This window comes from Methanoculleus sp. UBA430, assembly GCF_002506585.1.
Classification (GTDB): domain Archaea; phylum Halobacteriota; class Methanomicrobia; order Methanomicrobiales; family Methanoculleaceae; genus Methanoculleus.
In genome coordinates this window covers 243449-257435 of the sequence record NZ_DAXW01000009.1, presented here as the reverse complement: position 1 = coordinate 257435, position 13987 = coordinate 243449, and the positions used below count along the sequence as shown (strand labels likewise).

The window sequence follows — 13987 nt, the reverse complement described above, 5'->3', positions numbered from 1 at the left end:
GGCCGACGCTCCGGCCATACACCCAATAGAATGGCCGGATAAGCCTCCCGATATTCGACCGGACGCTTTAGCGAAATGAGAGCGCAGCATTACCTTTTTACGTATCGGAATCCAGTAGCGTTTCATATTCCGGGGAGGGGACCATGGAGAACATCGACTTCGATCACGCCTACTACATCAAGCTGGGAGAGAAGGGGAAGTGGGAGCAATCAAGCATCAAGGAAGGAAAGATGCGGATCGGCTGGACCAATGTCAGCCTCGATGATATCCACCGGGAGAGATGGGACCGAATCGAGGACGCGATCCGGGATAAGGTCAGCAACCCGGGAAGTGCCACCCACGACTTCAACTCCCTCAAAACGATCCACGGCTCGAGCCACGACGATGTATGGATCACGTTCACTGACTCGAAGCTCTGGTGGTGCCGGCTGCAGAACGGCCCGATCCTTGAGGACGAGATCTCTAAATACCGCCTGCTCGACGGCGGCTGGCATGATCGGAGCATCCAGGGCAAATCGCTCCTGGTCAATACGCTGCCCGGCGCCGTTGCCCAGCTGCAGGCCTACCAGGCCACTTCCTGCACGGTCAGGCCGCTCGATACCCTCAGGCGCCTGATCAACGGCGAGCATACGCCCGAGTATGCCGCGGTCGTCGACGCACGGGAAGACCTGGTTTGCCGGACCGAGGCCCTGATCCGGCACCTGCACTGGAGAGATTTCGAGGTGCTCGTCGATCTGGTCTTTTCGGGAGCAGGCTGGAGGCGGAGGAGCGTCGTCGGTAAGGCGATGAAATTTGCGGATATCGAGTTCGAGGATCCGATCAACAGAGAGACCTACCAGGTCCAGGTGAAATCGAGATCGACCCTTCCCGAGTTCCGCGAGTATGCAGAGCAGTTCAATCCGGACGATTTTAAGAAGCTCTTCTATGTTGTCCACTCTCCCGACGACGCCCTGGCAGTATACGAGGCGCCCGCGGAGTCGGGGGTGGTGCTGGTCCCTCCCCGGCAACTCTCCGGGATGGTCGTGAACGCGGGACTGGTTGGGTGGGTGCTGGAGAAGACAATATAGAGCAGATATCATAGTAGCCACATTGAAGATCAGGCCGGTGCATCGCGTCACCTTATTTTTGAAGTTCCGGTGCCGCGACTGAGGGGAGTGTTATGCCGTCTCGATCTCCCTGACCATCAGGGAGATCCCGCCGTCGATGCCCGAAAAGAACGCAACGCCGTTTGTGCTGAACGAATCGTAGGGTAGAATGCCTGCCTGCACAAAGCCGCAGCGTTCAAACGCTCTTCTGGAGGTCGGGCCGGTGCAATCGGCAACCGCCCGGGAAAATCCACGCCTCCGGGCAGAGATAAGCGCACGCCGGATCATCGCCTGCGCCAGCCCGCACCCGCGGTACGGCCGGGCTACGCCGATCTGGAAGATATGCAGCACGGTGCCTGCGGCGATCTTGTCCCGGTCGATGTACCGTCCTTCCAGTTCGTCGAGCATCTCGACTGTTTCACGAAACTGGGCAAGAAACTCCGCCATCGTCGCCCCTTCGGCTGCGAGGTCGCCGGCGAGGTCAAGGCAGAAGATGAACCCGGCGATCTCGCCTGTCCGTCTATCGCGGGCGATATGGCTCAGCTCTTTTGTTGCAAGATGTTCGGCGTACCACCGTGCATACGGCAGAAAGATCTCCGGGTCCGGTGCATGGCGGTGCGTTGTCGGCTCGTCGGCGATGAAGACGTCCGTGTAGAGCCGGGCCGCCTCTTCGACGTCGGCTGTTTCGAGGGGAAGATAGACGGGGGGATGATCAGGGCTGGTGGCGTTTCCGGCGGGCCTTTCCATGGTCCAGTGTTTGTGCTGCCCGGACTTATAAATCCCGGGCGGCACCGGCTGGGTTCTCTTTACAAATTTGAGAAGTTCGTAGGCGATCGCATGTATCTACTGTCGTGCACCGGTTCATCACCATCGGGGAGGCGGCGAAGCAGATTCCCCCGGGCATCGAGTGACGGACATTTCCGTGATAGGTTCCTAGATCGGGAGCCTTCGTTAAGATCTAGAAATGGCGCCGGTTTGGGCTTCTTTTTTGGGGGATCCGAGAGTGGGCTCCCTTGCTGAAAAGCCCCCGTTTACGGCCGGGAGAACGTGGCGACAGTAGCGGCTCTCACCGCACCCCTATTTGGCAAGCATCCGCATGGAGTTTGATCGGCTGCATAGGCTTCAGGAGTACGACCCCCTGTCGCCGGCTATTCGTCTCCTATCTTCGGTGATTTCCCCGCGTCTACGTCATATCGCATCTCCAGTTGTTTCCGTGCAACAGAGATTGCTGCCTTCAGCCTCTCCTCCAGCACGGCTCTGGGCGGCAGCTCGGTCAGGTATTCCGCCACATGTCCGGGCCCGTACTCTGCTATCAATTTTTTCGATAGTGTCGAAAGAATTCTCTTACCGTATGGTGCTCGCTCTTCCTTGAGAATATTCCTGCTGATTCGATCGCTGATATGCCAGTACAGCCGGATCAGTTCGACGTTTACTCAAGTTCTACCTTGAGGATCTCCTGGGGCGGAAGACGGACCTCGTTATTGCCGATACCCTGAAACTCCGGATCCGGGATGCTGTTCTCGGCGAGATCGTTTATGCCTAGGGATCTTCTCCTCTATCTGCAAGATGTTTGGCAAAATATTGAAAAAGATCCTGGCACAGAAGATGGTAGTTAATATAGTCCCAACCCAAAATTGATACTTAAGTGCTGGAACGGCCGTAGAGGAGAGACACAGACGGCATATACAGATAGAACTGTTCCGCCTTTCCTATCCTCTCCGTATCCGCTTCTCTTGAGGTTACGCTATGGATGTCACGACAATAACCCTCGCTCAACTCGAATCACACCTCTGGGAAGCCGCAAACATCCTGCGTGGGCCTGTCGACGCGGCCGACTTCAAGACCTATATCTTTCCGCTTCTCTTCTTCAAGCGAATTTCTGATGTGCACGATGAGGAGTACCAGGCGGCTCTTGCAGAATCCGGAGGCGATGAGGAGTACGCCCGGTTTCCGCAGAACTACCGGTTCCAGATCCCGCGGGAATGTCATTGGAACGATGTCCGCACGGTAACGACAAACGTCGGGCAGGCCCTCCAGAAAGCGATGCGCTGCATCGAGACAGCCAACCCGGACACCCTCTACGGGATCTTCGGCGACGCGCAGTGGACGAACAAAGACCGCCTCTCAGACGCCCTACTGCGCGACCTTATTGAGCATTTTTCCCGGATCAATCTCGGAAATCAGGCGGCGAAGGCTGACATTCTCGGCCAGTCCTACGAGTATCTCATCAAGAAGTTCGCCGATCTCACGAACAAGAAGGCAGGAGAGTTCTACACGCCGCGCTCGGTAGTCCGGCTGATGGTCAATATACTCGACCCGCACGAGGGCGAGGCCATCTACGACCCGGCCTGCGGAACGGGAGGTATGCTGCTTGAGGCCATCCACCACGTGCGAGAGGCTCACGGCGACGACCGGACGCTCTGGGGCAAACTCTTCGGCCAGGAGCGGAACCTCACCACCTCGGCTATCGCCAGGATGAACCTGTTCCTGCACGGGGCAGAGGACTTTCAGATCGTGCGTGACGATACCCTCCGCCACCCGGCGTTCTTCTCGGGCGATAACCTGGCGACCTTCGATTGCGTCATCGCAAATCCTCCATTCTCCCTGGAGAAATGGGGCGAAGAGGTCTGGGCGAGCGATCCGTTCGGCCGCAACTTTGCCGGAATGCCGCCGGCAAAAAGCGGCGACTACGCCTGGGTGCAGCACATGATCCGATCGATGGCGCCCAAAACCGGTCGCATGGCGGTTGTACTGCCGCACGGGGCGCTCTTTCGCATGGGGAAAGAGGGAGCCATCCGGAAGAAGATCCTTGGCATGGACGTGCTCGAAGCGGTGATCGGCCTTGGTCCGAACCTCTTCTACGGCACCGGCCTCGCCGCCTGCATCCTCGTCTTCCGCCAGCGCAAAGCCGGGGACCGGAGGAACAAGGTTCTTATTGTTGACGCTTCGAAGGAGTACAAGACCGGTCGCGCCCAGAACGAACTGCTCCCCGAGCATGTTGACCGCATTTACGGCTGGTATCGGGACTTTGCAGATGTGGAAGGGGTTGCCCGGGTGGTGATGCTTGAGGAGATCGCATCGAATGATTGCAACCTGAATATTCCTCGCTATGTCGAGCCGAGAGTCGAAGAGGAAGTGCCGACCGTCGAAGAGGCGCTGCAGCAACTCCGCGAGAGTGCGGTGGCGGCGTTTGCAGCTGAAGAGCGGTTCATAAACATACTGAAGCGGGAAGGTCTTCTGTCATGAAGAGGCTCGGCCTGTTCATCCGCTCCCACCAGGGTATCCGGGCGAACATCGAACCCGCGAACCAGGTGGGGACCAAGTGGGGACGAAGTGGGGACCATGTTGTTGTGCTGTGTGCCTGCGTGACGACGAGGTCCATACCTGAACAGATGGATGCTGCCGGGAGGGAGACGCCGTGACCGCCCGCATCACGCAGCAGCAGCTCGAATCCTATCTCTGGGGGGCGGCCGTCCTCCTCCGGGGAACCATCGATGCCGGCGACTACAAGCAGTTCATCATGCCGCTGCTCTTCTACAAGCGCCTCTGCGACGTCTACGACGAGGAGACAGAGACGGCACTTGCGGAGTCCGGCGGGGATATTGATTTTGCCGCGTTCCCGGAGAACCACCGGTTCCAGATCCCACCCGAAGCCCACTGGCGCGAGGTGCGGAAAGCCGCACGGGATGTCGGGCAGGTCATCCAGGCCGGCATGCGGGCGATCGAGACCGCGAACCCCGACAAACTCTACGGGATCTTCGGCGATGCACAGTGGACCAACAAGGACCGCCTCTCGGATGCCATGCTCCGCGACCTCATCGAGCACTTCTCCTCGCTCGAGCTCACCGTCGCCAACCTGCCCGAGGACGAGCTCGGTAACGGCTACGAGTACCTGATCAAGAAGTTCGCCGACGACTCAGGCCACACCGCGGCCGAGTTCTACACGAACCGCACCGTCGTCCATCTCATGACCGAGATGCTGGAGCCGCAGCCGGGCGAGACCATCTACGACCCGACCTGCGGTTCCGGGGGCATGCTCCTCTCTGCCATCGCCCACCTGCGCCGCCGGGGTTTGGAGTGGCGCAACGTGAAGCTCTATGGGCAGGAGCGCAACCTGATGACCTCCTCCATCGCCCGGATGAACTGTTTCCTCCACGGCATCGAGGATTTCCACATCGTGCGAGGCGATACCCTCTCAGAGCCCAAATTCGTGGAAGGCGACCGCCTGCAGCGGTTTGATGTGGTGCTGGCAAATCCGCCCTACTCCATCAAACAGTGGGACCGTTCTGCCTTTGCCGCCGATCCCTGGGGGCGGAATGTCTTCGGCACGCCGCCGCAGGGCCGGGCCGACTACGCCTTCTGGCAGCACATCCTGGCCAGCATGGACGAGGAGACCGGCCGGTGTGCGATCCTCTTCCCCCACGGTGTCCTCTTCCGGCAGGAGGAGGCAGAGATGCGGCGGAAGCTGATCGAGGCTGACCTGATCGAGTGCGTGCTGGGGCTCGGGCCGAATCTCTTCTACAACTCGCCGATGGAGGCATGCGTGGTGATCTGCCGGACGAGAAAACCAAAGGCGAGGCAAGGTAAGATTCTCTTCATTAACGCTGTGGATGAAGTCACCCGCGAGCGGGCGCAGAGTTTCCTCGCCGATGAGCACATCGAGCGGATTTTCGGGGCTTATGGAACGTTCGTGGACGAACCGGGGTTCGTATACGTGGCGACGCTGGAGGAGATCCGTGCTCACGATGGGAACCTGAGCATCCCGCTCTACGTCGCACAGCCGGCGGGCATGGTCTGTGAGGAGCCAGGGCGGTATGGGGATGCATCTCTTCCCGATGCGTTATCGGCGTGGCTGGAGAGTTCACGTAGTGCCCAAGAGGCCTTATGCGTAATTCTCTCAACAGAATATGAGAACGAGTCAGGCGTTCCAGGAGGGAAGGATGAAGGAAAATAAGAAACTCACGATTATGGTTTCCTCCACCGTGTACGGTATCGAAGAACTCCTGGATCGGATTTATACGCTTTTGACTGCGTTCGGTTATGATGTCTGGATGTCCCACAGAGGGACTGTTCCGGTTTTTTCTAGCCGCTCGGCTTTTGAAAACTGTATCGCGGCAGTAGATGACTGCGACCTGTTTCTCGGGTTGATCACTCCCCATTATGGAAGCGGGAGAGATGGGGACAGGCAATCTATTACGCATCAGGAGTTGAAGAGAGCCATCGTATTGAACAAACCCCGCTGGCTCCTTGTCCATGACCATGTGGTTTTTGCAAGGTCGCTGCTGGGCCACCTCGGCTATGGAGGAGCAGCAGGCCGGGGAGAACTCTCCCTGGAGAAGAACCAGATCCTGGACGATCTCCGTGTCATCGATATGTACGAAGAGGCCATCCTTTCCGAGAGACCCCTGCGGGACCGGCAGGGTAACTGGGTTCAGAAGTTCAGGTCCGATGACGATGCGGCTCTCTTTGCGACTGCACAATTTTCGCGCTACCAGGAAGTCGAGGCCTTCGTGAAGGAAAATTTCCGGGATAGTGCCCATGTCTCCCGGACTATCCAGGACAGGAGGGGTCGATCATGAAGATGGGAGCAATTCGAGAACTCCTATCGCTTGGGGAGGGACAGAGCGTTGAATTCAGGTCCGATTGCCAGGATATCGGAGTCATCGGTCAGGTGGTCTGCGGCTTTCTGAACACGTCAGGTGGCTATGTTGTCTGCGGCGTGGATGAGAGGGGGACGGTCATCGGTGTCGATGCGGCAGGCGAATTGGTGAAGAGCCTCGAACAGAGGCTGCAACAAGGCCTTTCCCCGGGGACACTGGTCTCTGTTCAGGTACGTGAGGTTGGGGGGAAGGAACTGCTCGTCGTCGAGGTGCCGGCCGGCAAGGATCTGCCGTACGCTTTTGAGAACGTCATCTATCTTCGAAAAGGTCAAGTCACCCGGAAAGCGGATGTCGAGACTATCCGCGACATGGTGCTCCGCAAGCAGGTGGAGCCTGAGCGATGGGAGCGGCGTTTCTCTCCTGCCGACATAAACGAGGACCTGGACAGAGAAGAGGTTCATTCCCTGGTGAGGGCAGTGAGTATGAGACCGTGGTTCCGGTTTCGTGACAGCGAAAATCCTGTCATGGTTCTTGAAGACCTTGCTGTCTCCAGGTATGGCCGCCTGACCAATGCTGGTGATGTGCTCTTCGGAGCCAACCCCGCGATGCGCTACCCGCAAGTTCGCGTCCGCGCGGCCTGCTTCACGACAGGCGGGGCAGACGACACCTACCTGGACATGAAACCCTTTGAGGGACCGCTGGTGCCGGTACTGGAAAGCGTATATAATTTTATTCTGAGAAATACTCCTACAATTTCGCGCTTTGGCAAAAACGATCTTGAACGCCGGGACGAACCTCTCTATCCTCCGGCTGCCATCCGTGAAGGTCTGGTCAATGCTTTTGCCCATCGTGACTACAGCGATTTCTCCGGAGGGATTGTCGTCCGTGTATATTCAAGCCGTCTGGAGATCTGGAACTCTGGAAAATTTCCCGAAGGGGTGACCCCCGATAGCCTCTCGTCGGGGCACATCTCGGTGCTCCGCAACCCGGACATTGCGCACGTGCTGTACCTGCGTGGGTACATGGAGAAGATGGGACGCGGTAGCGTGATGATCCGGAGGGCCTGCGCCGAACGCGGCTTACCTCTGCCGCAGTGGTCGGAAGACGACCGCGGCGTTACTCTGACCTTCTTTAGCCCGAATGTCGCCATGGAAGTTGTCACGGCAGGTACCGGGGAAGTCGCCACGGAAGTCACCACGGAAGTCACCACGGAAGTGATGCAGATCCTTAGGGCTCTCGATGGTGAGATGTCGCGCCGGGACCTTCAGGACGCTCTTGGCCTGCGGAATAGCGAACACTTCAGGAAAGCGTATCTGCAGCCGGCCATCCAGGATGGCCTGGTTGAGATGACCATCCCCGAAAAACCGCGCAGCAGCAAGCAGCGCTACCGCCTTACTCCAGAAGGGCGGTCCTTTCGTGGGGGAAGTCGCTCGTGATCACCACCTGGGCAGCTCCCGGTGACCCCCGGCCGAATCCCGACTGGGCGAGCCTCCCGATATTTGACCGGAGGGGGTGGAAACGGGTTCGGTTCGGCGATGTCATCGAGAACCTGAACGAGACCGAGCGCGACCCCGCGGGGGCGGACATCGAACGTTTCATCGGTCTAGAACACCTCGAACCCGGCTCATTGCATATTCGCACTTGGGGCAACGTGGCGGATGGCACCACCTTCACCCGCCGTTGCCGGCCGGGGCAGGTGCTCTTCGGCAAGCGCCGGGCATACCAGCGAAAAGTTGCCGTGGCAGAGTTTGACGCGGTGGTCTCCGGCGACATCTATGTATTTGCACCCAAGGACGACCGGCTCATGGCGGAACTCCTGCTGTTCATCTGCCTCTCCGAGCGATTCTTCCAGTATGCGGTCGAGACCTCGGCCGGCTCGCTCTCTCCCCGAACCAACTGGAAGCATCTCGCGGAGTTCGAATTCGACCTCCCGCCGCTTGAGCAGCAGCAGCGTATCGCGGAGGTATTGTGGGCGGCGGATGATGCCTGTTGCGAAATTGCCGGCATGGCTAGAAAATCAGCAACGTTTCGTAAATCTTACCTGCGCTCTGTATTTGCTAATCCTAACGGCAACAACAGTCTCCCAGTACGTGAAACAGGGCTTGTCCAACTTGGAAGGCAACGTGCCCCAAAATATCAAACAGGGATAATGGCAAAACCCTACCTTCGGGTGGCGAATGTCTTCGATGGCTACTTTAATTACGACGACGTCCTAGAGATGGACTTTGACGAGAAAGACTTTGGGACCTATAGCCTTCAAAAGGGAGATATCCTCCTCAACGAAGGACAAAGTCGTGAACTTGTTGGAAGGTGTGCAATTTATGACGGTGCGATAGAGGATTGTTGCTTCCAAAATACATTGATTCGTTACCGCCCTGGTGGAAAGGTGCTAACAGAATTCGCTTACGCATTTTTCCAGTACTGTTTCCATTTTGGCGTATTCGCTGCCATTGCAAGTCAGACGACCTCAGTTGCTCATCTTGGTGCGGAGAGATTTGGTAATCTTCCAATGCCGGTTCCGCCAAAGGAAGAGCAAAGTAAGATTGCACATGAGTATAGGCAATTCTGCCAGATAGAGTTCCGCCTCATCCAGCATCTGAGGAAAACACAGGGCCTTCAGAAGAATATCATTGAGAATTTGGTGTAATCTCCACTACATCTCCTCCATTTTGCATACCGTCTCAGAACACCACCCACATAGCGCGCAAACGGCAGTACTGTCTAACTGTATGTTAGGTCCCCTCCGAGGTAATGGTCTCATGTGTTCTATAGGGTCATCTCATAAAAATCCCGTGATTGCTTGCCCATTTATACCCTTAAAATAGAATTTTGTCTCTAATTCCTAAAAGAGCCTCGGGAGATAGAATCGCAAAAGTAATACTATGAAGGGTACAAAGAACGCTTAAATGAGTCCAGCACGTAAAATTGAAGATCTCTCCTTTTTAGTCAGGCAGAGGTGCAGCCTTTTGGAATTACCTGTTTTGGCTGTTTTTGGTGTGTTAATAATGATGCTGATGGGCTGGGCTTCACCATGCTTGAGCAACCGATCTATACAATCGCACTCCGCAGAGAACCTCATCCAAAGCAGAGGTGTAGAGAAAGGTCAATCAGAAAAACATCTCGAAAGTTGGATGATACCAAGTCATCTGCAACGACTCTGGCCCTCCAAAAACCACTGGAAGGTGTAAGAAAGAATGACCCTCACTATGCTGAATAACACCGAGACAATGATTTTCAACGCAGGTATTCGACCAAATGCCGCAGTAGAATGCCCGAATTTCCTCAGAACAAGCAGGTAACATGTATCTTTCTGAATTGAAACTCTGGAATTTCAGAAAACATGGGATTGGTGGTGGGTCAATCGAAAGTTCACCACCCGGATTAACTATCCAGTTCCATGAAGGAATGAATGTCCTCATTGGTGAGAATGACTCTGGTAAAACTGCGATTGTCGATGCAATCCGGTACACCTTAGGAACCCAGAGCAGAGAATGGATCCGCTTGGATGAATCCGACTTTCATACAGAAAGCGGACACAGAGCGGAAGAATTAAAAATCGAGTGCATTTTCCGTGGGCTTACAGATCAGGAAGCAGGGAGATTCCTGGAATGGCTTGGCAATGAGGACGTTGAAGGTGTCAAGCGTTATGTCCTTAAAGTTTCTTATACCGCACGAAACAAAGGAAACCGAATTGTTACCGACTTGCGAGCGGGCCAGGATTCAACTGGAACTCCTATAGATGGTGATCCACGAGCGCTCTTGCGCACCACGTATCTTAAGCCTCTACGCGATGCCGATGCGGAATTAACTCCTGGAAGGCGCTCACGATTTGCCCAAATCCTTAAAGCACATAAACTCTTCCAAAAAGACGGTACCAACAGGCATGAGCTGGAGACCATCTTTGATGAGGCGAATGAGGCTATCGAAGGTTACTTCAAACATAAAGAGGATGGCTCCAATGCTAGCGAGCTAATGGGGCTGCTGAATTCCTATGTTAGAGCATTTTTCCCACAGAACGAACACTATTCACCTTCCGTCACTGTTTCCGGAAGTGATCTATTTGATATCCTCCAGCGCCTCTCTCTATCACTCGACGTAAATCCTTCCGGCCTTGGGGCGGCTAACCTCTTGTTTATGGCGACAGAATTGTTATTATTACAATCTGAAGAGAATTTTGGCTTGAAACTCGCTTTGATCGAAGAATTAGAGGCCCATTTACATCCACAGGCCCAAATTCGCCTGATTCACTACCTCAAAGAAAAATCCACAACGGGCCAGTATATCCTTACTACCCACAGCACCACCATGGGATCAAGCATTCCGCTTGAGAATTTAATCCTGTGTAAGGGGAGTAAAGTATTCCCAATGGGGAGTAATTACACAAAACTTGAGAAAAAGAACTACGATTATCTCGATCGATTCTTGGATGCGACCAAGGCAAACCTCTTTTTCGCTAGGGGTGTGTTGCTAGTAGAAGGCGATGCTGAGAATCTTCTGATCCCCACTATCGCCAATATTGTTGATCGACCACTGCACCGCTACGGTGTTTCAATTGTCAATGTGGGTAGTACAGCGTTCTCGCATTTTGTGGGGATTTTCCATCGTCAGGATGGCGAATCAATGGGGGTCAAGGTTGCCCTCATCACCGACATGGATGTGAAACCTCTCGAGTATAATGAAATAACTGAGAAAAAGCAGACAGAAGAAGAGATAGAAACAGCAAAAGGAGAGAGAAAACTGAGCGTCTCAAAATTTGAGACCGATGACATCAAAGTATTTGTCTCACCGAACTGGACCTTGGAATATGAACTTGCTCTATCGTCGCAATTCCGTGCTGATTTCTATCGCTCGGTGTTATGGGCAGAAAAAATAGCAAATTCAAAGAATGGTGTTCCTCAAGAGGGCAAAGCAGAAGAAGTCCAAGAGATAGTTCAGTCTGACTTTGAAAGATGGTTAGACACCTGGGGCGACGATCCTCGAAAAGACGAAAAGATTGCTTTTGAGATCTACAAAAAGCAAATGCTTGACAAAGAAATATCTAAGGCCATGACCGCCCAAGCCTTCGCGCGGGTTTTAGATGATAAAAATGCAGTTGAAGGAGCAGTAAAATCAGTTAGGTCAGATCTAAAGGCGGCCTGCACCCTCCAATATCTTCTCGATGCCATCTATCATGTTACTGAGCCGCGGGAGGCCCCAAATGACTGTTGAGGTAACTGAAGATGACATCGCCTACGCAGAGAAACTGCTGCTTCCGGCAGGGCAATCCTTTGATGACGAGCGCAGGGCGTTCATTCGTTGCATGGAGTCACGCGATGTCATTGCCAGTCCAGGGAGCGGTAAAACAACCGCGTTGCTTGCAAAAATACTAATATTAGCCAAAAAGATGCCATTTGAGGATGATCGTGGCATCTGCGTTTTAACACACACTAATGTAGCAATTGATGAAATTACGCAACAAGCGGATCATATAGCTGCTGATACGTTATTCCGATACCCAAACTTTTTCGGGACGATACAAGGTTTCGTGGACCAATTTTTGGCAATGCCGAGTTATAGATCTGAATTCCAAAAACCAATTGTTGCAATCGATAATGACCGTTTTTTCTCGGAACTTGAGAAGCTTTACTCCAAAGACTACAAACTCAGAGGTTGGATGGAACGTAGAGGTGGAATTAGCACCCTCGGCAGATACTGGCTCCACCCAAAAACACTGAAGGTTGGAAAAAATCTAGATGAGCCAATAAGTAAACTGCGTGAAGATACCCCCACATATCAGAGAATAAATGAGATCCGAAAGGAAGTACTAGAGAGAGGTTTTCTCAGTTATAATGACGCGTATTCTATAGCACTAAGATACCTCAATTTTGTTCCGCCAATTTGTCAGGCATTCCAGGATCGCTTTCGTATGGTTTTCCTTGACGAGGCTCAAGATACATATGAGCATCAGTTCCGTGTGTTGGACGCCATTTTTCAGCCAGATAAACTCATGATTCAGCGCATAGGCGACCCCAATCAGGCCATTTTCAATTCGGGTACGGAGAGCGATACGGCCTGGTCGCCAAGATCTCCACTTCACTTCTCTGATTCCCAACGCTACGGCAATACAATTTCAAGGTTATTGAACTCGGTCCGACTTCGTGATGACATCTCTTTACGGGCCTGTCTATCGAGACACTCTCACCCACCACAGATAATTACATTTCCATTGGGTAAGGAGCATCAAGTCATCCACGCCTTTATAGAACTGATCCGTAAGTTTGAGTTATGTGAAAATTCATATTATGCAATCGGATGGATTGGGAAGGACAAAACCGCTGAAGGTAAATTGTGTATTCCCGCATACTTTCCTCACTTTGATAGATTTCAAAAGTCATCAAACAAGCGATTCTCCAACTTGATATCTTACACTACATACGCGATCAAGATATCAAAAACGGAGTGCTTAAAGCGCTTTTTTGAAATAGTCTTACAAGGCATTGCTCACGCTCTTGATAACGTTGGAATTAAATATGAAGAATCCAATCGTTCTTACACCCTATATACTGTTAAGAAACACTGGGAGTGTCAAGATGAAGAGAGCTATAGCAAGTTCCGTTTGCAAATCGCATGGAGTTACCTTCAGGCCCTCGACTCGCAACTTGACGCTATTAAGTTCAGGGACTTTATCAAAGCAAGTATGGCGTCTATCTGGCCAATAAACGAGGAAAAAACGACTTTCCTAACTAGTGATGCAATCGACTTCGCAAATCAACCAGGTACAAAAGAACCAGTCAACCAGGTCATCTCAGATGATGGCATTGTCGTTAATGTCGGAACAGTTCACTCCGTTAAAGGTGAAACACATACTGCAACGTTATACTTGGAGACGTATTATCAGAAGGCAACGGATTCAAAGCGGTTAATAGAATTTCTAAAGGGTAATCGACCAAGCTCCGATTTGAAAAAGGTACATCATCAGCAGAATTTGAAAGTTGCTCATGTTGCCTTTAGTCGCCCAAAGCACCTGTTAGCCTTCGCATGCCAGGCATCAAATGTTGCTGGGCACGAAAAAGAATTGAGAGATAATGGGTGGGAGATTCATTCGGTGTCCGATCTGATTAAAGAGAAAGAGGCGCCCACATGACCTCCACCGAAGCGAGCACAGTCGAGCAGATGACCCTCGACACCGTCACCCTCCGGCGGCGGAGCGAGCGGCCGGTCGTCCAGGAAGTCCCCCTCGCCCGGGCTCGTCCGACCGTAACGCCGAACGGGAAGCCAGAGGAGGCTATTCGATGACTAACCCGACGGCCGGGATAACGCACC

11 protein-coding genes are annotated in these 13987 nt (G+C 53.6%); 9 read left to right on the top strand and 2 right to left on the bottom strand.

Annotated features, from left to right (window positions below; translation table 11 throughout):
• Positions 1–143: 143 nt before the first annotated feature.
• Positions 144–1067 carry a hypothetical protein gene (locus BRA49_RS07465; protein WP_292384818.1) on the top strand — a complete coding sequence of 308 codons (924 nt, stop codon included), beginning with the start codon at positions 144–146 and terminating at the stop codon, positions 1065–1067.
• A gap of 90 nt (positions 1068–1157) precedes the next feature.
• On the opposite strand, the gene BRA49_RS07460 is transcribed toward BRA49_RS07465, so the two are convergent.
• Together BRA49_RS07460 and BRA49_RS13615 are read right to left on the bottom strand one after the other, a co-directional pair.
• Positions 1158–1832, bottom strand: coding sequence for a GNAT family N-acetyltransferase (locus tag BRA49_RS07460; RefSeq protein WP_292384815.1), 675 nt, complete (start codon positions 1830–1832; stop codon positions 1158–1160).
• A gap of 401 nt (positions 1833–2233) precedes the next feature.
• Entirely contained in the window at positions 2234–2461 is a 228-nt protein-coding gene (locus tag BRA49_RS13615; RefSeq protein ID WP_394339115.1) for a hypothetical protein, read from the bottom strand.
• A 370-nt stretch (positions 2462–2831) separates the two neighbouring features.
• On the opposite strand from BRA49_RS13615, the gene BRA49_RS07455 reads away from it, so the two are divergent.
• The 8 genes from BRA49_RS07455 to BRA49_RS07420 all read left to right on the top strand — a co-directional run bounded on the left by BRA49_RS07455 (position 2832) and on the right by BRA49_RS07420 (position 13960).
• Positions 2832–4331 carry a type I restriction-modification system subunit M gene (locus BRA49_RS07455; RefSeq protein ID WP_292384813.1) on the top strand — a complete coding sequence of 500 codons (1500 nt, stop codon included), beginning with the start codon at positions 2832–2834 and terminating at the stop codon, positions 4329–4331.
• Between the two features lie 172 nt (positions 4332–4503).
• On the top strand, positions 4504–6039 hold the full coding sequence (locus tag BRA49_RS07450) for a type I restriction-modification system subunit M (protein ID WP_292384811.1): 1536 nt from the start codon (positions 4504–4506) through the stop codon (positions 6037–6039).
• Positions 6026–6664 (top strand): DUF4062 domain-containing protein, encoded by a 639-nt coding sequence (locus tag BRA49_RS07445; RefSeq protein WP_292384810.1) that lies wholly within the window; start codon positions 6026–6028, stop codon positions 6662–6664. The genes BRA49_RS07450 and BRA49_RS07445 overlap by 14 nt, the downstream gene beginning before the upstream one ends.
• Positions 6661–8121 (top strand): Fic family protein, encoded by a 1461-nt coding sequence (locus tag BRA49_RS07440; RefSeq protein ID WP_292384808.1) that lies wholly within the window; start codon positions 6661–6663, stop codon positions 8119–8121. The genes BRA49_RS07445 and BRA49_RS07440 overlap by 4 nt, the downstream gene beginning before the upstream one ends.
• On the top strand, positions 8118–9332 hold the full coding sequence (locus BRA49_RS07435; RefSeq protein ID WP_292384806.1) for a restriction endonuclease subunit S: 1215 nt from the start codon (positions 8118–8120) through the stop codon (positions 9330–9332). Before BRA49_RS07440 ends, BRA49_RS07435 begins: the two co-directional genes overlap by 4 nt.
• Before the next feature lie 653 nt (positions 9333–9985).
• Positions 9986–11893, top strand: a complete 1908-nt coding sequence (locus tag BRA49_RS07430; RefSeq protein WP_292384804.1) for an ATP-dependent nuclease — start codon at positions 9986–9988, stop codon at positions 11891–11893.
• On the top strand, positions 11883–13808 hold the full coding sequence (locus BRA49_RS07425; protein WP_292384801.1) for a UvrD-helicase domain-containing protein: 1926 nt from the start codon (positions 11883–11885) through the stop codon (positions 13806–13808). The genes BRA49_RS07430 and BRA49_RS07425 overlap by 11 nt, the downstream gene beginning before the upstream one ends.
• Positions 13805–13960 carry a hypothetical protein gene (locus tag BRA49_RS07420; protein WP_292384799.1) on the top strand — a complete coding sequence of 52 codons (156 nt, stop codon included), beginning with the start codon at positions 13805–13807 and terminating at the stop codon, positions 13958–13960. The genes BRA49_RS07425 and BRA49_RS07420 overlap by 4 nt, the downstream gene beginning before the upstream one ends.
• Positions 13961–13987 lie beyond the last annotated feature (27 nt).

What these genes read in the sequence shown, in the direction of transcription:
- BRA49_RS07465 (WP_292384818.1), top strand. Translation starts at nt 144, where the DNA reads ATGGAGAACATCGACTTCGATCACGCCTACTACATCAAGCTGGGAGAG.
- BRA49_RS07460 (WP_292384815.1), bottom strand. Translation starts at nt 1,832, where the DNA reads ATGGAAAGGCCCGCCGGAAACGCCACCAGCCCTGATCATCCCCCCGTC.
- BRA49_RS07455 (WP_292384813.1), top strand. Translation starts at nt 2,832, where the DNA reads ATGGATGTCACGACAATAACCCTCGCTCAACTCGAATCACACCTCTGG.
- BRA49_RS07445 (WP_292384810.1), top strand. Translation starts at nt 6,026, where the DNA reads ATGAAGGAAAATAAGAAACTCACGATTATGGTTTCCTCCACCGTGTAC.
- BRA49_RS07440 (WP_292384808.1), top strand. Translation starts at nt 6,661, where the DNA reads ATGAAGATGGGAGCAATTCGAGAACTCCTATCGCTTGGGGAGGGACAG.
- BRA49_RS07430 (WP_292384804.1), top strand. Translation starts at nt 9,986, where the DNA reads ATGTATCTTTCTGAATTGAAACTCTGGAATTTCAGAAAACATGGGATT.
- BRA49_RS07425 (WP_292384801.1), top strand. Translation starts at nt 11,883, where the DNA reads ATGACTGTTGAGGTAACTGAAGATGACATCGCCTACGCAGAGAAACTG.
- BRA49_RS07420 (WP_292384799.1), top strand. Translation starts at nt 13,805, where the DNA reads ATGACCTCCACCGAAGCGAGCACAGTCGAGCAGATGACCCTCGACACC.